We start from the raw sequence: 19,083 nt of genomic DNA, 5'->3' as shown, positions 1-19,083 counted from the left end.
CAGCCCGCCCCTCCGACCTCGAAGGCAGCCGCCCGTGATCGTCCTCACCACCCGCCGCAAGACCCTCGCCCTGGTCGCCCTCGCACTCGGCGGGTTCGGCATCGGCTCGACCGAGTTCGTCGCCATGGGCCTGCTGCCGAACATCGCACAGGACCTGCTCCCCGGCCTCTACGCGCGGTCGTCGGACGAGGGCATCGCCCAGGCGGGCTGGCTCGTCAGCGCGTACGCGCTCGGCGTCGTCGTCGGCGCCCCGACCATCGCGGCGATGTCGTCGCACCTGCCGAAGAAGAAGCTGCTGATGGGGCTCCTCGCCCTGTTCGTCGTCGGCACGGTGCTGTCGGCGGTGCTGCCGACGTTCGGCTGGGTGCTCGGGGCGCGGTTCTTCGCGGGCCTGCCGCACGGCGCCTACTTCGGCATCGCCTCCATCGTGGCGGCCACCATCATGGGCCCCGGCAACCGGGGCAAGGGCGTCGCCCTCGTGCTCAGCGGCCTGACGATCGCGAACGTGATCGGCGTCCCGTCGATCACCGCGCTCGGACAGGCGCAGGGCTGGCGCGCCGCCTACCTCGCCGTGGCCGCGATCTTCGCGCTGACCTTCGTCGCCGTCGCGCTCGCCGTGCCGCGCATGGAGGGCGACTCGTCCGCCTCGATGCGGCGGGAGCTCAGCGCGTTCGGGAAGCCCCAGGTCTGGCTCGTCATGGGCATCGGCGCCATCGGCTTCGGCGGGTTCTTCGCCGTCTACAGCTACATCGCTAACGCGGTGACCGAGGGCGCGGGCGTCGGCGAGGGCGTCGTGCCGTGGGTGCTCGTCGGTGTCGGCGTCGGCATGACCATCGGCAACGTCATCGGCGGCTGGGCGAGCGACAAGAACCTGAAGGCCGCCCTCACCGTCGGGTTCGTCGGGCTGATCGCCGCGCTGGTCGCGTACGCGTTGCTGGTCGACGGCATCGTGGGCATCTTCGTGACCACGTTCTTCCTCGGACTCGTCAGCTCGATGATCGGGCCCTCGGTCCAATCGCGGCTGATGGAGGTGGCCGGTGAGAGCCAGGTGATCGGCGCCGCCCTCAACCACTCGTCGATGAACCTGGGCAACAGCGCGGGCGCGTACCTGGGCGGTGCCGTCATCGCCGCCGGGTTCGGCTTCGCCGCCCCGGGCTGGGTCGGCGTGGCGCTGGCGCTCGTCGGGGTCGTGCTGACCGTGGCCAGCTTCCGGCTGCAGAAGACGGGCGACGCGCGTCAGGCCGCGCTCTGCGCCGCCGCCAGCGAGGCCGACCACAAGGAGGACACCGACACGGGGTCCGTCTTCGTGGTGCAGGGGCGCTAGGGACCGACGACGACGGCCCGGCACCCTCCGGGGGGCCGGGCCGTCGTCACGTCGTGGCTAGAAGCTGGTCTGCGCGGGCATGTCGGTCTGCAGCAGGATGCCGTCCGTGATGGCGCGCTTCCGCAGGGCCACCTTGGTGCCGACGTCGTAGCCGGCCACGCGGTACTTCTCGCGGATGCGCTTGAGGTAGCTCTTCGCCGTCTCCTCGCTGATGCCGAGCTGGTAGGCCACGGCCTTGACGGGCTCGCCGCCGCCGTACAGGGCCATGACGCGACGCTCCTGCGCACTGAGCTTCGGCACCCCGCCGATCTCGGCGGCGTTGAGCGCGAGGTCGAGCTCGGCCGAGATGTACGACTCGCCCTTGGCGGCGGCCCTGATCGCCTCGACGATCATCTCGGCGTCCTCGCTCTTGACGAGGTAGCCGAGCGCCCCGGCGGCGAGGGCCTCGCGGACGACGTTCGGCTCGGAGTAGGTGCTCATCAGCACCGTCTTCACGCCGGTCGTCTTGAGGGTGTTGATCTTGAGGGAGATCGGGATGTTGTCCTTGAGGTCGAGGTCGAGCAGCACGACGTCGACGGGGAACTCGGGGTGGGTGAGCAGCTCGGGCCAGGACGCGACGGCGGCGACCATCGAGATGTCGCTGGCAGCGCCCCGGATCCACTCGCTCAGGGCGCCGAGGAGCATCTTGTGGTCGTCGACCAGGGCCAGACGGATGCGGTCGTCGGGTGTCGTCACGGGGCGGTCCTTCTTTCTGAGGAGGTGGTGTCCATGCTAGACGGACGGGTCGAGGTGCAGACAGCCCTGTCGCGGGCGGTCACGACTCGGCGGGGTTGTCGACGATGCAGTGGATGCGCAGGCGGAGGCTGGACTCGTGCGTCGAGGCCGAGTACTCGCCCACGCGCTCGAGGGCGCTCCACGTCGCGGGGGTGACCCGGTTGCGCCGGATGCCGGTCGTCGAGACGACGATCGGGACCTCGACGCTCCGGCCGGCCAGGGAGGCGATCGACTGGGTGACGGCGGCCACGGGGCCGAGGGTCAGCGTGATCGCCGCGCTCGGTGCCCTCGTCTTCGAGTCGCCGAGGAGGAGCCACACGGCCTGCAGGAGTCCGTCGCGCTGCGTCGGCGCGAGCAGCCCGGCGAGCGACGACGGGTCGACGAGCGTCACCGAGCGCCCGAGGTACTCGGACTCGGTGACGGCGTGGTGCAGCCAGGTCTCGCGGCGGCCCTCGATGAGGTGCAGCCGCAGCTCGGTCGCGAGCGACGCGGCCTGCGAGGCGACCTTGGGCGCGAGGGGGAGGGGCACGTCGCCCCCGGCGACGCCGTCGAGCAGCTTCTCGGCGGCGAGGTCGAGGCGGGCGAGCTCGTCGCTCGCGAGCATCCCCACCGCGAAGCGGGGCTGCGAGACGTTGCTCTGGACCAGCACGCGGTCGAGCTCGACCTGGACCATCCGCCGGAACCGCTGCACCACCGAGACGGCGACGGCGCTCGGCAGCACGGCGAGCGCGACGATCGAGATCTGCTGCGGCACGGAGTCGGCGGTGAGGGGGGTCGAGGCCACGACCATGACCACGAAGCCCACGAGGAGCACCCCGACGGCGACCACGATCTCGCGGGCCGGCCGCAGGGTGACGACGGGCAGCAGCCCGAAGCCGACCGCGACGCTCGCCGTGGCGTAGGCGCCGACGTCGTGCAGCGGCCAGATCGCGATGAAGTCGAGCACGACGACGACGATCATGATGCCGCCGATGACGGCGAAGACCCCGCCGGTGAGGCGCTCGCCCCGGATCGTCACGAGCGCAGCCGTGCCGACGAACGCGGCGATGTAGAGGAGCCACGCGACGAGGGCGGGCGCGACCATCGGGTAGTCGGACAGGTGGCTGAGGAAGAAGACGAGCCCGTAGACCGCCTGCACGGCGGCGACGACGGCCGCGCCGATCCCCAGGTAGCCGGTGCCGAGGGTCGCGCCGGCGGCACGGGCCTGGCGCAGGGAGCGCGCCCCCGTCGAGCCGATCGGCAGGCCGCGGGCGGCCCGCCGCCCACGCTGCACCCCGAGGGTGTTCTCGTCGATGCTCATCGGGGCGCCTCCAGGACGACGGTGGTGCCGGAGCCCGGCGACGAGAAGAGCCGGGCGCTGCCGCCCACCTCGCGCAGGCGGCCGACGACGGACTCCTTGAAGCCGAGGCGCTCCTCGCTCACGCCGTTCAGCTCGAAGCCGACGCCGGCGTCGGTCACCATCGCGCGGACCATGGAGTCGTCGTGGATGATCGTGACGTGCGCCTCGGTGACGCCGGCGTGGCGCCGCACGTTCTCGAGGCACTCGGCGAGGGCGAGCAGGAACGCGTCGAGCACGTGCGTCGGCAGCAGCACCTGGCCGGTGCCGTGCCAGCTCACCTCGAGGCCCATGCGCCCGAAGCGCTGCTTGACCGACTCGAGGGTCTGCCCGAGGGGCGACTCCTCGACGGTCTCGAGGGTGTACTCGCCCGACGCCTGTGGCTGGGGCGTCCCGCCGAGGCGGAGGTGACGCAGCAGGCGCGCGTCCTCCGCCGCCTGCGCCTGCAGCGCCTCGGGGGTGACGCCCACGCCCGAGTGGGCGAGGAGGGTCAGGGTCGCGAGGACGGTGTCGTGCAGGAGGCGCGCGCCCTGCCGGCGCTGCGCCTCCGTCTCGCTCGCCTGGCGCTCGGCACGGTGCGCGTTGCCGATGCTGTAGATGCGACGGGCGGCGAGGGGGACGGCGCGGCCGAGCCAGACGCCGACCACGAAGACGAGGACCCAGCCGAGCACGACGGCCGCGACGGGGAAGGTGAGGACGGATCCCGTGGCGAGCGAGACGCACGCGACGGAGACGGCGAACGCGACGACGGCGGTGACGACGCGGATGCGGCTCGTGGACAGGACGAACGCGAACGACGCGTTGGCGCCTCCTGCGAGGGGGATGACCGCCGTCGCGACGGCCGCGTCGGCCGGCGCCCCGAACGGGAGCAGGGCCACGACCGTGGCGGCGAGGCCGGCGGCCATGCCGCCGAGCACGGCCCAGCGCGAGCCCGACCGGCCGACGACGACCAGTGCCGCGACGAGGACGGCGACGAGCACGGCCACGAGGGCGAGGTGAGCCGGCTCGGTCACGCCCGGGAACGCCAGGGCCACGAGCGACACCCCGGCGCAGGCGATGCCCAGGGTGCGCGTGGTGGAGCTCAGGAGCCGATCGCGTTCCTGGGCGAATATGTCCATGGTGATCCAACGGGTACGGACGACGTGGTGCGTGTCTGTCGGGTGACAGCGACCCCTCATGTTTCCACATGTGCAGGCCCTGTGAGGCCCACAGGCGTGCGCGACGCGCCGAGGACACGTGGATCGCTCGTGTCGCGGGCAGGCGCGGAACGGGGGACGTGTCGGCCGTTCGGGGGACCGGCCAGGGGACGCCTCGACCGGGCGGGGCGCCGGGTCAGCTCGCCAGCAGGCGGCGGAGGTGGTGGCCGACCGCGTCGTCCTCGATGAGGAAGCCGTCGTGTCCGTACTCGCTGGTGATCACGACGGCCTCTCCGTCGTCGAGGCCGTTCGGCAGGTGCCGGGCGATCGCCTGCTGGTCGCGGGCGGGGAAGAGCCGATCGCTGTCGACCCCGAGCACGAGCGTGCGCGCCGTGACCCGTGCGAGCGCCTCCTCGACGCCGCCTCGGTCTCGGCCGACGTCGTGGGAGTTCATCGCCCCCAGCAGGGCGACGTAGCTGCCGGCGTCGAAGCGGCGCGTGAACTTCGCGCCGTGGAAGTCGAGCCAGCTCTCGACCTGGAACCGGCCGGGGCCGCCCAAGGGAGAGATGTCGCTCTGCCAGGCGCGTCCGAACCGGGCCGCGAGCTCCTCCGGCGACCGGTAGTTGAGCAGCGCCATGCGGCGGGCGAGGGCGAGGCCGCGCCAGGGCCCCTCGCCGTCGACGGCGTCGTAGAAGTCGCCGCCCGCGAAGGCCGCGTCCATCCGGATCGCCTCGGTCTGGACCGTGTTGAGGGCGATCTGGTCGGCGCTCGCCAGGGGCGGGGCCGCCAGCACGGCGAGCCGCTCGACCCGGTCGGGGTGCGTCACGCCCCACTCGAGGGCGTGCATGCCCCCCATCGAGCCGCCGACGACGGCAGCCCACCGCTCGATGCCGAGAGCATCCGAGAAGGCCGCCTGGGCGGCGACCTGGTCGCGGATCGTCAGATGCGGGAACCGCGAGCCCCACTCGACGGCGTCGGGGCCGAACGACGAGGGGCCGGTGCTGCCCTGGCAGCCGCCGAGCATGTTGGGCGCGACGACGAACCAGCGGTGGGTGTCGACGGCGAGACCGGGGCCCACGACGCCGCCCCACCAGCCCGCGGTGCGGTGGCCGGGGCCTGCCTGGCCCACGACGTGGCTGTCGCCCGTCAGCGCGTGCAGCAGCAGCACGGCGTTGTCGCGGGCGGGGGAGAGCTCGCCCCAGGTCTCGTAGGCGATGCGGACGCGGTCGAGGGTCGTGCCGCTCTCGAGGTCGAGCCGGTCGAGCGCTGTGAACGCGCGGTCGCCCGGATCGTCGCCGTCGCGCCACGCCCCGGTGACGGGCGGGCGGGCCAGCATCGCGAGGCGGGTGCGCTCGCTGACGACGCTCGACGGGACGGTGTCCTCGGGGGTGCTCTGCCAGTCCATGTGCTGCCATCCTGCTCGACCCGGGGAGGGGCGGTCCGTTTGTTACGTCCGCCGCGTCTCCCCGGTGCGACCTCAGGAGGTGCGCAGCGCCTCCTGCGTGACGGCGCGGGCGGCGGCGAAGCCGGCCTCGAGGTCGGCCTTCAGGTCGTCCACGTTCTCGAGGCCGACCGAGAGCCGGACGAGCCCGGGCGTCACGCCCGTCGTGAGCTGCTGCTCGGGGGTCAGCTGCGAGTGCGTCGTCGAGGCGGGGTGGATGACGAGGCTCCGCACGTCGCCGATGTTCGCGAGGTGGCTGAAGAGGCGCAGCCCGTCGACGAGGGCCCGGCCGGCGTCCACGCCGCCCTTGAGCTCGAACGACAGCACGGCGCCGACGCCGCGCGGGGCGTACTTGTTGGCGGCGGCGTACCAGGGGCTGGTCGGCAGCCCGGCGTACCAGACCGCGGCGACGTCGTCCCGCGCGTCGAGCCACTCGGCGATCTCCTGGGCGTTCTGCACGTGGCGCTCGATGCGGAGGCTCAGCGTCTCGATGCCCTGGATCAGCGAGAAGGCGCTGTCGGCGCTGTTCGACGCGCCCAGGTCGCGGAGCAGCTGCACCCGGGCCTTTATCACGTAGGCGAGGGCGTCGCCCACCGCCTGCGTGTAGACGGCGCCGTGGTACGACGGGTCGGGCTGGGTGAGCCCGGGGAACCGCTCGGCGTCGGCGCTCCAGGGGAACCTGCCGCCGTCGACGATGAAGCCGCCGATCACGGTGCCGTGCCCGCCGAGGAACTTCGTGGCCGAGTGCACGACGATGTCGGCCCCGTGCTCGATCGGGCGGATCAGGTAGGGCGTCGCGATCGTGTTGTCGACGATCAGGGGCACGCCCTCGGCGTGGGCGACGTCGGCGACCTTCTCGATGTCGAGGACGTTGATCTTCGGGTTGCCGATCGTCTCGGCGAAGAAGAGCTTCGTGTTCGGGCGGACGGCGCGGCGCCACTCGTCCGCGTCGTCCTGGTCCTCGACGAAGGTGGTCTCGATGCCGAGCTTCGCGAGCGTGTAGCGGAACAGGTTGTACGTGCCGCCGTAGATCGACGACGACGAGACGATGTGGTCGCCGGCCTCGGCGAGGTTGAGCACGGCGAAGGTCGACGCGGCCTGGCCGGACGCGACGAGCAGCGCGCCGACGCCGCCCTCGAGCGCGGCGATGCGCTGCTCGACCACGTCGTGGGTCGGGTTCATGATGCGCGAGTAGATGTTGCCGTTCTCGGCGAGGGCGAAGAGGTCCTGCGCGTGCTGCGAGTCGCGGAACACGTACGAGGTCGTCTTGTAGATCGGCGTCGCCCTGGCGTGGGTCGTCGGGTCGGGTCGTGCCCCGGCGTGGATCTGCTGGGTCTCGAACTTCCAGTCGGGCGTCTCTGCGCTCATGGTGTGCTCCTCGTCCGGGTCGGGGGTGGTGCGGCTGCGGGCCACGGTACGGAGGCGCGGGGCGGGTGTCCACGGGGACGGACTCGCGGCGTAACGGGCGACGTCGGTCCGCCGCGCTAGCGTGGGCGACGGCCGCAGGCAGGACGCGACGGTCACCACGGACGAGAACGAACGAACGACGAGGACGGCACATGGCGAAGCGGGCACTGGTCACGGGAGCGAGCTCGGGCATCGGCGCGGCGACGGTCCGGCTGTTCCGGGCACGGGGCTGGGACGTGCTCGCGGTCGCCCGACGCGAGGACCGCCTCCGGGCGCTCGCCGACGAGACCGGGGCGAGCTGGTTCCGGGCCGACGTCACGAGCGACGACGACGTCGCGGCCCTGCGCGCGCACGTCGACGAGACCGGCCCGCTGCATGTTCTGGTCAACAACGCCGGCGGCGCCTTCGGCCTCGACTCGGTCGAGCACGGTTCGGTCGACGACTGGCGGCGCATGTTCGAGGTCAACGTGCTCGGCACGAAGCGCGCCGTGTCGGCGCTGCTGCCGGCGCTGAGGCGAGGGGCCGAGGAGGCGGGCGGCGCGGACGTCGTGACGGTCACCTCCATCGCGGGCCACGTCGCGTACGAGGGCGGCGGCGGGTACAACGCGTCGAAGTTCGCCGAGCACGCGCTCGTCGCAGTGCTCCGCCTCGAGCTCGCGGGGGAGCCGATCCGGGTGGTGGAGATCGCTCCGGGGATGGTGCACACGGAGGAGTTCTCGCTGGTCCGCTTCGGCGGCGACCAGGCGCGGGCCGACGCCGTCTACTCGGCGGTGGAGGCGCCGCTCGTCGCCGAGGACGTCGCGGAGTCGATCGTGCACTCGGTCGAGCTGCCCGCCCACGTCAACCTCGACCTCGTGACGATCAAGCCGGTCGCCCAGGCCGCGCCCCACAAGATCGCGAAGGGGCCGCTGCGCGTCAGTCGCGACTGAGGTCGGGGCCCACGCCCGTCTCGGGGCCGGTGCCCGCGGGGCGGTCGGTGCCTGCGTCGCGGTCGAGAGCCGGGTCGGCGTCGTCCTCGCGACCGGCCGTGCGCAGCAGGTCGGCGAGGTCGCCCTCGACGAGTCCTCGGATGCGCTCGTCCCGCCCGTCGTCGTAGCCCGGCGCGGGCGACGCCGCCCAGCCGAGCCGGTCGACCACGGTGCTGCCGACGTCGTCCCAGGCGCGCGACCGGGCCGCCTCCACGACGCCGCCGACGAACGCGTCGTCGTCGCGCCTCCGCGTCAGCTCGGCGGCGAGCGCCTTGGCGGTCGCCTCGCGGAGCTTCAGCGCCCCGGCGTCGTCGGTGCGGTAGTCGAACTGGTGCCGCGACTGGCCGTACGCGCGGCCGGTCTGGCGACGCAGGCGCCGCACGCGGGCGGCCCCGGCGAGCTGCTGCTCGGCCAGGCGCTCCATGTCGTCGCGGACGACCTGGGTGGCCACGACCTCGTCGAAGGGCAGCGCCTCCTGCAGCGCTCGCCGGATGACGTGGTTGGTGGCCGAGACCACGAGGGCCGAGCGGATGATCAGGAGGCCCTCGTCGACCGATCGCTCGAGGGCGGACCGCTCGGCGCGGCGGCGCTGGCCGGGACCGTGGGGCACGGGTGACCTCCTGGGGCTGGATCGGGACGGGACCAGGCTAACGACGTCGGGTCGACCTCGGCCGATGCTCGGTCCCCGCGTCCAGCCGTCGGCGCTGCTTCCCGGTCGTGGCACGACGCGCCCGGTCGACGAGGGTGACACGTCCCCAGTTCGGGTGGTTGTCGAGCACACCCCGAGGGGCTGACCGGGGTACGCAGTGTCTGAGCGGTGCCTCAGCATCCGGGGGACACGCGGTCGGCAGAAGTGCCCACCCTCGATCGGGGGACCGGGAGCCGCGAGCGTCAGCGTTCCGGCCGATACCGACCACAAGCGGCAGCGCCGCAGAGGCTGCAGTCGGTGCCGCGTCGGTAGTGCTCGTGGGCCGCCTCGTCGTGGCCGCATCTGCACACCGGCTGGTATCGGGGGGTCTCGTCGGCCATGTGCGACACCTGTCGTTCGAGTTGGGATGAGCAGGGCCTCGTCGCCACCTGCCGGGCCCCGTCGGTCGGGATCGACGACGCCTGCGGCAGATCGTAGTCGGACGACGGCCGGGGGCGTCGGGGCGCACCACCCGGACGGGGGGACACCGCGGGTCGGCCGCGACGGCGCGGAGGACCGCCGCCGGAGGGCGACCGGGGGGCGACGGAGGCCGGGTGCCCCCCATCAGGGGGCAGGCGCCGTGAGAGACGCCAGACCTATGGTTCTCACGACCCCCGGCGGGGCCCGACCCGAATCGGCCCCGCCGCACGACGGACGGCCCGACCCGAATCGGCCGTCCGCCCGGGGGCCCGCCTACCCGAGGCGAGGCCTCCGTCCCGAGTGATCCCTCGTCGCCGCGCGGATCGCGTCGGTCCGTGGCGCCTCCCCGCGCCGCGGTCCGGCGCGCCCCGACGCGTCCGCCTACCCCAGAGGACCCGACCCTTGCGCTCCACGCCGCACGTCCCCGCAATCCCCTCCCTCCCCGCCGTCCCCCGCATCTCGATCGTCGTCCCCGCCCGCAACGAGGCCCGCAACCTCGAGACCGTCCTCCCCACCCTGCCGGCCGTGCACGAGGTGATCCTCGTCGACGGCAACTCGGTCGACGACACCGTCGCGGCGGCTCGCCGGGTCATGCCCGACATCGTCGTGCTGACCGAGACCCGCCGGGGCAAGGGCGCGGCCCTTGCCCGCGGCTTCGAGGCCGCCACCGGCGACGTCGTCGTGATGTTCGACGCGGACGGCTCCGCCGACGCCGCGGAGATCCCTCGTTTCGTCGACGCCCTGCTCGCCGGCGCGGACGTCGCCAAGGGCAGCCGGTTCGTCCCCGGCGGCGGGAGCGACGACATCACTGGAGTCCGCCGCCTCGGCAACTGGTTCCTCAACACCGTGACGAACGTCCTGCTCGGCACCCGGTACACCGACCTCTGCTACGGCTACAACGCCTTCTGGGCCCACGTCGTGCCGGTGCTCGACCTCGTGCCGAGCAGTGCGCCCGCGCCGGCCGACGGCCGCATGCTCTGGGGCGACGGCTTCGAGATCGAGACGATCATCAACTGCCGCGTCGCCACCGCCGGCCTGCGGGTCGCCGAGGTCCCGAGCGTCGAGCTGCCCCGCATCCACGGCGAGAGCAACCTCGACGCCGTCAGCGACGGGCTCCGCGTCCTGCGCACGATCCTCGCCGAGCGGGGGCGCGGGCGTGCCGTCCGCCTGCCGGCCCTCTCCGCCGCACCCGTCACCGCCGTGGTCCCGACCCCGACCCCGACCCCCGCAGCCGCGGCCGTCGTCGACGCCGTGGGCGCCACCGCCCCCTCCTCCGCCAGGATCGTCGCGTGAACGGCTGGACGCAGCGCGTCAGCGTCGTCGTGTGCGCCTACACGACGCGCCGCTGGGACGACCTCCAGGCGTCGATCGAGTCCGTGCGGGCCCAGCCCGAGGCGGACGAGATCGTCCTCGTGGTCGACCACGCTCCCGAGCTCCTCGCCCTCGCCCGGGCCCGCTGGGACGACGTCGTGATCGTCGAGAACGCCCAGCGGCGCGGCCTCTCCGGGGCCCGCAACACCGGCGTCCTCGAAGCCTCGGGCGACGTCGTCGCGTTCCTCGACGACGACGCCGTCGCCGAGCCCGACTGGGTCCGCCTGCTCGTCGAGCCCTTCGTCGACCTCGACGTCGCGGGCGTCGGCGGCCGTGCCGAGCCGGTCTGGCCCGCGGGAGGCCGCCGCTTCTACAGCGACGAGCTGCTCTGGGTCGTGGGCTGCAGCTACGCCGGCCTGCCCGAGGGGGACGCCGACGTCCGCAACGTGCTCGGCTGCACGATGGCGTTCCGCCGCTGGGACCTCGTCCAGGCGGGCGGCTTCGACCTCGACACCGGTCGCGTCGGGCGCATCCCGCTCGGCTGCGAGGAGACCCAGCTCTGCATCCGCCTCCGCCAGGACGACCCCGACGCGCGCATCGTGCTCCGTCCTGCGGCCCTCGTGCAGCACCGGGTGACGCCCGACCGTGTGACGTGGTCGTACCTCCTGCGCCGCGGGTTCTTCGAGGGCGTGTCGAAGGCCGCCCTCTCCCGCGAGCTCGGCAGGGAGGACTCGCTGTCGACCGAGTCGCACTACCTCTCGCGCACCCTGCCCGGCGCCGTGCTGCGCGAGCTCGGCCTCGTGGGCCGCGGCGGGCTGCGTCGTGCGGCCGCGATCGTCGCCTGCGTGGCGGCCACCGTGGCCGGCTACGTCCTCGGCACGGTCGCGGGTGCACGCCTCGGAGGCGCGGGCTCGATCGCCGAGACCGCCGACCTCCTCGAGCGGGCCGGCCGGTGAGCCCGGCGCCCCTCGTCGGCGCGGCCCCGGCGGGCGTCGCTCCTCGTCCCGCCCAGGAGGCGCCTCCCCGGCCGTCCGTCGGACGTCGCGTCACGCGCGACTCCCTCTGGATCCTCAGCGGCTACGCCGTCACCTCCGGCGCCGGCTTCGTCTTCTGGATCGTCGCGGCCCGCACCGTCTCGCCCGAGCGCCTCGGCGTCGACACGGCCGTCTACTCGGCCGTGACGGCCGCCGCGGCCATCGCGTCGAGCGGGGTCGGAAACGCGCTGCTCGTCACGATCTCGAGCGACGGCCGGCACGGGGCCTCGGCCTTGCGGCTGGGGCTGGCGATCGCGGCCCTCGTGGCGCTGCTCGCCGGCCTCGGGGCAGGGCTCGGGGTCGCGGCCCTCGTCGACCCGGGCGCTTCGCCGGTCGCGACCGTCGTGGCCGTGGCCCTGGCGGTCGTCGTCTGGACCGCCTTCGTCCTCAAGGACCCGGTGCTCACGGCCCTCGGCGCGGCCAAGTGGCTGCTCCTCCTGAACGGCCCGGTCAACGTCGCGAAGCTCGCGGTGCTGCCGGTCGTCGTGGTGGCCCTCGGCACGCTCGGCTCGCCCATCGTGGTGGCGGCCCTGCTGCCCGCGACCGTCGCGGTCGCGATCGCGTGGGGCGTGCTCGTCCCGCGCCGCCTGGGCGTCGTGGTCGGCCACCGGGAGCCCCTCGCGCTCAGCGAGCCCGAGCGCCGGTCGTTCCGTGCCTTCGTCCTGCGCGACGGCACGGCCAACGGCCTGTACATGGGGGGCGCGCTCCTCCTGCCCTTCGTGGTCACGACCTTCGCGGGGGCCTCGGAGGGGGCCCTCTTCGCCCTCTGCTTCCAGATCGGACTCGTGCTCGACCTCGTCGTCGTCAGCGTGGGCACGTCGCTCATCGCCCACGCGTCGAGCGAGCAGGGCCTCGTCGGCGCCGTCGCGTTCCGCACCTGGCTCGTCGTGCTCGGCGTCGTCGCGGTCGCGGCCACCTGCCTCGTCGTGGCCTCGCCCCTGCTGCTGTCGATGCTCGGGCCGTTCTACGCGACCCCCGAGGGGTCGCTCGTCCTCGCCCTGCTGGCCGGCGCCTCCGTCGTCCGCACGGCCTACGAGGTGTGGGGCTCGCAGCAGCGTGCCCGACTCCGGACGACCCCCGTCCTCCTCTGCAGCGTGGCGTCCACCGCCGTGCTCGTCCCCGGGGCCGTCCTGGCCGCCGGTGCCGGGGGCGCCGTCGGCGTCGCCGTCCTCGTCCTCGGCGTCACCCTCGGCCTCGCGGTCGTCGGCGTCGTCGGCCTGGCGCGTTCGCGCCGTGTCCTGGAGGTGGCCTCGTGACCCACGGCCTGCTCACCCGCCCGATGTCCAGTCCCGTCGCGCCCGCCTGGAGCGGCGCCGTCTGGGTCGGCGAGCTGGACGCGGCGGAGGTGGCGTACACGCCCCTCGACCGCTTCCGCCTCGTCGACCACGAGGGCTACGCCACGGCGCGGTTCCTCCTCCGCCGTCGGCACACCGTGCTCGGGTTCGTCGAGGCGCCCGTCGTCGGCGGCACGGTCGACGTGGCGGTGCTCCGGGAGGGGCTCCGCGCGCTTCCCCGGGTCGAGGACGTCGCCGAGCCCGCGCGGCTGTCACGCGTCACGGTGGTCATCTGCACCCGGGACCGCCCCGACGACCTCCGGTCGGCCCTGACGAGCGTGCTCGCGCTCGACCACCCGTCCTTCGACGTCGTCGTGGTCGACAACGCGTCCCGCACCGACGACACGCGCCGCCTCGTCGAGACCGAGTTCGACGACGCCAGGGTCACCCTCGTCGCCGAGCCGCGACCCGGCATCTCGAACGCCCGGAACGCGGCCCTCCGCCACGTCACCGGCGACCTGGTCGCCTTCACCGACGACGACGTGGTCGTCGACCGGTGGTGGCTGCGGCGCCTCGAGGCAGGGTTCGCCCTCGCCCCCGACGTCGCCCTCGTCTCCGGCCTCGTGCCGAGCGGCGAGCTGCGGACGCCCGTGCAGCGTTACTTCGACGACCGGGTCTCGTGGGCCGGCAACGTCCGCACGGCCGTCTACCGCCTCGCCGAGCAGCCGCGCGACCTGCCGATGTTCCCCTTCTCGGTCGGCGAGTTCGGCACCGGCGCGAACTTCGCGCTCACCCGGGCCGCTGCCCGCGAGCTCGGCGGCTTCGACCGCGCCCTCGGCGTCGGCACGCCGACGAACGGGGGAGAGGACCTCGACGTCTTCGCCCGCACGCTGTTCGCGGGCCACGCGCTCGTCGTCGAGCCGTCAGCGTTGGTCTGGCACCGCCACCGGTCGGACGTGGCCGCCCTGCGCAAGCAGTCGGTCGGCTACGGCACCGGTCTCGGAGCCTGGCTGACGAAGGTCGCCGCTGACGGCCCCATGCGGCGGAAGGCGGCGACCCGGGCCCCTCGGGCCCTGGTGCGCCTGCTCTCCAAGGGCGGAGGGGGCCTCGCCCAGCCCGACGTGGCGGTGCCCGCCGACGGGACAGCCGCGCCCGAGGCCGTCGCCCGGGCCCGCGCCGAGGCCGTCGCGGCCGCCGAGCTCGCCCGCGCGGTGTCGCGGATCGGCTGGCTCGAGCTCGCCAGCGTGCTGCGCGGACCCGGCCTGTACCGCCGCGAGCTGCGGGCGGTCGCACGCCGCGAGGCCGAGGAGGCGGCGGCCGACGACCACGACGGCGGTCCGGCTGCCGAGGTGCGCGGGCCCCGCACCACGGCCACGAGCCCTGCTCCGGCAACGGCAACGGCAACGGTCCGCTCCGAGGCCGACGTGCGCCGTCTCGCCGCCCGTGCCGCCGTGCTCTCCGGGGCGGCCGCCCTCGTCGCCGCGCCCGGGCTGCTGCCGTCCTGGCTCCAGCTGCCCCTCGTCGCGGCAGCCGTGCTGATCGGCCCGGGAGCGGTCCTCGCGTCGTGGCTGCGCCTCCGACGCTCGGCCGCGGCCGTCGTCGTGCCCGTCACCGGGCTCTCCCTGGTCGTCCTGCTCACGACGGCGGCCGCGACGACCGCGCTGTGGTCGCCACGGCTCGTGCTCGCCGGCCTCGGGGTCGCGCTCGTCGTCGCGGGCGCCCTCCGCCTCGCGAGGCTGAGCGCCGGCAGCGGTCGCCGGGTCGCGCGGGTCGTCGGCGGGACCGCCTCGTGACCGACCTGCTCGACCGTCCCGCAGCGCCGGGCGCCCGACGGGACGAGGAGGCTCGGCGCACCGTCCCGGGACGCGTCGCCCGCACCGCTCGCGTCGCCCGCACCTCCGAGGCGGTCCGTGCGCACGTCACGCCCGCCCGCCTCCTGATGGCCGTCGCCGTGGCCCTCTGCCTCGGGTCCCTCCCCGCGATCCCCGACTCACGGCACACCACCCTCGGCCTCCTGCTCAGCACGGTGCCCGGGGTCCCGGCGTCGATCGCCCTGTCGGCCGTGGCGGCGGTCCTCGCCCTGCGGGGCCGACGTGCCTCCGACCGGGTGCTGGCGCTCGCCGTGTCGCTGGCCTGCCTGAGGCTGCCCACCGCGCTCGGCACCGCCGAGCCGATCTACGGCTGGACGTACAAGCACCTGGGGGTGATCGACTACGTCCAGCAGCACGGGTCGGTCGCCACCGGGGTGGACATCTACGGCGGCTGGCCCGGGGCCTTCAGCGCCGTCGCCTGGTTCTGCACGGTCACGGGGACCACGCCGATCGCCCTGGCCCAGTGGTTCGCCGTCCTCGTCCAGGCCTTCGCCGTCCTCGCCGTGTTCTCGCTCGCCCGGGGCCTCGGGCAGACCCACCGCCAGGCCTTCGTCGCCGCGTTCCTGGCCCAGGCGCTGGGCTGGGTGGGGCAGGACTACCTCTCGCCGCAGGCCGTCGGCTGGGTCCTCGCGCTCGGCGTGCTCGTCCTGCTCGTGCACAGCCGTCGTCGCCCGGCCCTCGGGCTGCTCGCCGTCGTGCCCTTCGCGGCCGTCGTCGTGACCCACCAGCTCACGCCGTACTGGCTCGTCCTCGCCGCGCTCGCCCTCGGCGCGCTCGGCGTCGTCCGCCCGCGCTGGCTCGGCCTCGCCTTCGGGCTCGCCGCCGGGGGCTGGCTGCTGCTGCACACGGCCGACCTCGGCTCGTCGGCGCTGTTCTCCGGGGCCGACCCGCTGGCCAACGCCCGGACGCCGCAGACCGGGGCGGGCAGCACCGGCCAGACCGTCACCTCCCTCGCTGCACGCGGCACCGCGGTGGCGCTGTGGGCGCTCGCCGGGGGCGTCGCGGGCCACGGGCTGCTGGCCGGGCGCCTCCGTCGAGGAGCATCCCGCGTCGGCGACCGTCGGCTCGACCCGCGAGCCGTGGCGCGTCGCCAGCACGTGCTCGTCGCGGCGGTGCTCGCCTTCGCGCCCTTCGGCCTGCTCGCCGGCCAGAGCTACGGGGGAGAAGCCCTCTTCCGGGTGTACCTCTACTCGCTGCCCGGCTGCGTCGTGCTCGTCGCGCCGGTGGTGACGCGCCTCCTCGTGCCGCGTGCGCCCGGCGCTCCCCGCGCCGTGGTCCCGCTCGTCGCGGCCGTGCTGGTGGTCGCCGCCGCCCTCGGCAGCGCCCAGGCCTACTACGGCGGCTGGTTCGCCAACGTCGTGCAGCCGCGCGCCGTCGAGGTCGGCAGCGAGCTGCTGCGGACCATGCCCGTCCCGTCCCGCCTCCTCAGCCCCGTCCCCGTGGGCCCCGGCCGCATGGTCGGCGACTATGTCGCCCAGGCCGCGGCCGACCCGCTCTACGACGCGAGCATGACGACCTGGGAGGGCTGGCTCGGCGAGTCGTTCGACGAGCCCGCCGTCGAGCGCGACCTCACGAGCGACCTCGTGTTCGAGGGGGAGCCCACCTACCTCCTCCTGACCCAGCAGATGCGCGACTACGGCGACCTGTACGGCCTCTACCCCGCGGGCGCCCTCGACCGGTTCGCCGACCAGCTCGACGCCGACGACCGCTGGACGAGCGTCGTCGACGACGGCGGCGTGCAGCTCTGGGTGCTCGAGGGCACCAGCCCCGCCGCCCCCGACCGACAGGACCGATCGTGACCGTCACGCAGCCCCGCCCCCGCGACGTCCCGGAGGCGCCCCGCCAGCTCCGGATGCCGCCCCTCGACCGCCTCGCCGCCTCCTGGCACGTGCTCAGCCGGCTCGGTCCGCTCGAGCTGCCGACCCGCGAGGCGCTCGTGGCGGCGCTCCGGCGCGTCGCCTCCGTCGGCCCGGACGCCCGCGTCGGGCTGCTCCCGGGCCGGCCCGGCCACTGGACCTGGGACGCGGCCCGGCTCGACGCGGCCGTGCAGCGCATGGTCGTCGTCGACGAGACCGGCGAGCTCGGCCGGCTCGACGCGTCCGCGGCGCTCTCGGCGCTCGCCGACCGGGTCGACCGCTCGCTGCCGGTGCAGTTCGTGCTCTCCGGCCAGCACCTCCTCGCCGTCTACGACCACGCCGTGGTCGACGCCCGCTTCACCGCGGCCCTGCCCGGCGCGCTGATCGACCTCGCCGCGGGCTCGGCCATGCCCGAGTGGATCACCGCGGTCGGGGCGCGACGTCCGCTCGTGTCGGCCCTCGTCGCGACCTTCGTGCGCCACCCGCGTCGTGTGCTCGATCTCGTCGCCAGCCGGGGCGCCAGCCGAGGAGGCGCCCTGGCGCCCGCGTCCCGGGCAGAGGCGCAGCACGACGCCCACGTCGACGCGGCCCGCTCCGCTCCGCCTCCGTCCGCGGGCGGCCCGGCCCCGCACCGCGTGGCCGTCGTCCGTGCGGAGGGCACCGCCGAGGCGTACCGGGCGCTCCGCCGCCGCCTCCGCGAGGTCGACCCGGCCCCGTCGTTCGCCGCCGCGGTGCTCGTGATGCTCCGCCGTGCCCTGCTCGACGAGGGGGTCGACCTCGACCCGCTGAGCGACGTCGTCTACGACGTGCGGCAGTGGCTCGACGGAGACGACCAGGTGCCCGGCAACTTCGTCACCGCCCTGCCGATCGGCGGCGGCCTGGACGCCCTCGCCGTGGAGCGGGCACTGCGGGCGACCGTGTCGTCGGGACGGCCGCTCGCCGCCCTCGCGATCGGTGCCGTACGCGAGACGCTGAGGCCGCGCCGATCCGCCTCGGCGACGGCGTCCGGCGGACCAGGACCCTCCCCGGCCCGTCCCGGCAGCGTCCCCGCGCGCGTCTCGCTCAGCTCGGTCGGCGTCGTCCGCTCGATCCAGCGCCTGCCGTGGGTCCGCGACGGCCGCCCCGCCGAGGCGGCGTACGCCGTCGACCCGGTCGGCCCCGGCGCGATCAGCGTGCAGCTGCTCGTCGTCGACGGGGTGGTGCAGGTGACCGTCGCGCTCGGGGCGGGCGCCCCGTCGCCCGAGGTCGTCGAGCGGGCCGCGCGGCGGGTGCTGACCGAGCCGGTCGCGCTGCTCGACGCCCTGGGGGTCGGCACGGCGGACCAGGCGTCGTGAGTCGACACGCCGGCCGCGGGGACGACGGCCCGGTCGGCCGCCGAGTCGCCCGACACGCGGGCCGCCTCGCGGCGCGCCCTGCCGTGGTCGCGGGCGTCGTCGCCGGCGGCTCGGGGGTGCTCGCCCTCGTCCTGGTGGGCGCCTCCGTCGTCGTGCCGGTCGTGCGCGCCGCGACCGGCAGCGAGGCCCCGCTCGGCGACGCGGCCTGGACCGAGGAGTTCGACGGCCCGGCGGGTGCATCGCCCGACGCCGCGTCGTGGACGGCGCAGACCGGCGCGGGCGGCTGGGGCAACGACGAGCTGCAGACGTACACGGCCGACGCGGCCGTGCTCGACGGCGACGGGCACCTCGTCGTCACCGCGACCGTCGGTGCTGACGGCTCGGCCACGTCGGGACGGATCACGACCCAGACGAAGCGGTCGTTCGGGGCCGGCACGGTCGCGGCGCGCATCCGGCTGCCCGACGGCACCGGCCTGCTGCCTGCCTTCTGGTTGCTCGGCGACTCGGTCGACACCATCGGCTGGCCGGCTGCCGGCGAGGTCGACGTCGTCGAGACCCCGTTCTCGACCGGCACCTCGACGCACCTGCTGCACGGCGGCACGCTCACGGCGCCCACGACCGACGCGCAGGCCGGGGGAGACGCGTTCCACGACGTCCCCCTCTCCGACGACTTCCACGTCTTCGCGGTGACGCGCACCGCCGACGCCGTCACCTGGACGATCGACGACGAGGAGGTGCAGCTCGTCGACCGCGCGTCCGCGCCGGACGGGCTGCGGTGGGTGTTCACGCAGCCGTTCCACGTGCTGTTCTCCCTCGCCGTCGGCGGCCGCTGGCCGGGCTCGCCCGACGAGACGACGCCCGCTGAGAGCCGCATGGTCGTCGACTGGGTGCGCGCGACGGAGGGGTAGC

The 19,083-nt window shown here is 74.7% G+C and carries 15 protein-coding genes; 9 read left to right on the top strand and 6 right to left on the bottom strand.

Translation table 11 applies throughout. From position 1 onward, the window contains the following. The first annotated feature begins 34 nt into the window (after positions 1-34). Positions 35-1,324: an MFS transporter gene (locus IFT77_RS03385; RefSeq protein WP_192169205.1), complete on the top strand. Its 1,290-nt coding sequence runs from the start codon at positions 35-37 to the stop codon at positions 1,322-1,324. Between the two features lie 57 nt (positions 1,325-1,381). Here the strand turns inward: IFT77_RS03385 and IFT77_RS03380 are convergent, their stop codons facing one another. The 5 genes from IFT77_RS03380 to IFT77_RS03360 form a co-directional block, all read right to left on the bottom strand. Continuing rightward, complete coding sequence (locus IFT77_RS03380; RefSeq protein ID WP_123546384.1) at positions 1,382-2,059, bottom strand: response regulator transcription factor; 678 nt, start codon at positions 2,057-2,059, stop codon at positions 1,382-1,384. A gap of 79 nt (positions 2,060-2,138) precedes the next feature. Further along, on the bottom strand, positions 2,139-3,398 hold the full coding sequence (locus tag IFT77_RS03375) for a hypothetical protein (RefSeq protein WP_192041942.1): 1,260 nt from the start codon (positions 3,396-3,398) through the stop codon (positions 2,139-2,141). Beyond that, on the bottom strand, positions 3,395-4,552 hold the full coding sequence (locus IFT77_RS03370) for a sensor histidine kinase (protein WP_192041941.1): 1,158 nt from the start codon (positions 4,550-4,552) through the stop codon (positions 3,395-3,397). Before IFT77_RS03370 ends, IFT77_RS03375 begins: the two co-directional genes overlap by 4 nt. Positions 4,553-4,766: 214 nt before the next feature. Then, positions 4,767-5,975 carry a homoserine O-acetyltransferase gene (locus tag IFT77_RS03365; protein WP_192169204.1) on the bottom strand — a complete coding sequence of 403 codons (1,209 nt, stop codon included), beginning with the start codon at positions 5,973-5,975 and terminating at the stop codon, positions 4,767-4,769. A gap of 72 nt (positions 5,976-6,047) precedes the next feature. After that, complete coding sequence (locus tag IFT77_RS03360; RefSeq protein WP_192041939.1) at positions 6,048-7,379, bottom strand: bifunctional o-acetylhomoserine/o-acetylserine sulfhydrylase; 1,332 nt, start codon at positions 7,377-7,379, stop codon at positions 6,048-6,050. A 191-nt stretch (positions 7,380-7,570) separates the two neighbouring features. Here IFT77_RS03360 and IFT77_RS03355 point away from each other — a divergent pair, with 191 nt between their 5' ends. After that, a complete protein-coding gene (locus tag IFT77_RS03355) occupies positions 7,571-8,347 on the top strand; it encodes an SDR family oxidoreductase (RefSeq protein WP_192169203.1) in 777 nt (258 codons plus the stop codon). Here the strand turns inward: IFT77_RS03355 and IFT77_RS03350 are convergent. After that, the gene (locus IFT77_RS03350; RefSeq protein ID WP_192041937.1) at positions 8,334-8,996 is read right to left on the bottom strand and encodes a hypothetical protein; all 663 of its coding nucleotides are present in this window, start codon (positions 8,994-8,996) and stop codon (positions 8,334-8,336) included. The two genes, IFT77_RS03355 and IFT77_RS03350, sit on opposite strands and share 14 nt — an antisense overlap. A gap of 900 nt (positions 8,997-9,896) precedes the next feature. Here IFT77_RS03350 and IFT77_RS03345 point away from each other — a divergent pair. From IFT77_RS03345 to IFT77_RS03315, 7 genes are read left to right on the top strand one after another with little or no spacing between them, the layout of a single operon-like run. Continuing rightward, positions 9,897-10,787: a glycosyltransferase family 2 protein gene (locus IFT77_RS03345; RefSeq protein ID WP_197980392.1), complete on the top strand. Its 891-nt coding sequence runs from the start codon at positions 9,897-9,899 to the stop codon at positions 10,785-10,787. After that, a complete protein-coding gene (locus tag IFT77_RS03340) occupies positions 10,784-11,761 on the top strand; it encodes a glycosyltransferase family 2 protein (RefSeq protein ID WP_192169202.1) in 978 nt (325 codons plus the stop codon). The genes IFT77_RS03345 and IFT77_RS03340 overlap by 4 nt, the downstream gene beginning before the upstream one ends. Next, positions 11,758-13,095, top strand: a complete 1,338-nt coding sequence (locus tag IFT77_RS03335; protein ID WP_192041935.1) for a hypothetical protein — start codon at positions 11,758-11,760, stop codon at positions 13,093-13,095. The genes IFT77_RS03340 and IFT77_RS03335 overlap by 4 nt, the downstream gene beginning before the upstream one ends. Then, positions 13,092-14,906, top strand: coding sequence for a glycosyltransferase family 2 protein (locus IFT77_RS03330; RefSeq protein ID WP_197980391.1), 1,815 nt, complete (start codon positions 13,092-13,094; stop codon positions 14,904-14,906). The genes IFT77_RS03335 and IFT77_RS03330 overlap by 4 nt, the downstream gene beginning before the upstream one ends. After that, a complete protein-coding gene (locus tag IFT77_RS03325; RefSeq protein ID WP_192169201.1) occupies positions 14,903-16,783 on the top strand; it encodes a hypothetical protein in 1,881 nt (626 codons plus the stop codon). Before IFT77_RS03330 ends, IFT77_RS03325 begins: the two co-directional genes overlap by 4 nt. Continuing rightward, complete coding sequence (locus IFT77_RS03320; protein WP_192169200.1) at positions 16,780-18,174, top strand: hypothetical protein; 1,395 nt, start codon at positions 16,780-16,782, stop codon at positions 18,172-18,174. Before IFT77_RS03325 ends, IFT77_RS03320 begins: the two co-directional genes overlap by 4 nt. Then, positions 18,171-19,082, top strand: a complete 912-nt coding sequence (locus IFT77_RS03315; RefSeq protein WP_192041932.1) for a glycoside hydrolase family 16 protein — start codon at positions 18,171-18,173, stop codon at positions 19,080-19,082. Before IFT77_RS03320 ends, IFT77_RS03315 begins: the two co-directional genes overlap by 4 nt. The last annotated feature ends 1 nt before the right edge of the window (position 19,083 follow it).

The organism is Frigoribacterium sp. CFBP 13729 (assembly GCF_014841875.1).
Classification (GTDB): domain Bacteria; phylum Actinomycetota; class Actinomycetes; order Actinomycetales; family Microbacteriaceae; genus Frigoribacterium.
This window is presented reverse-complemented; position numbering and strand designations above follow the sequence as displayed.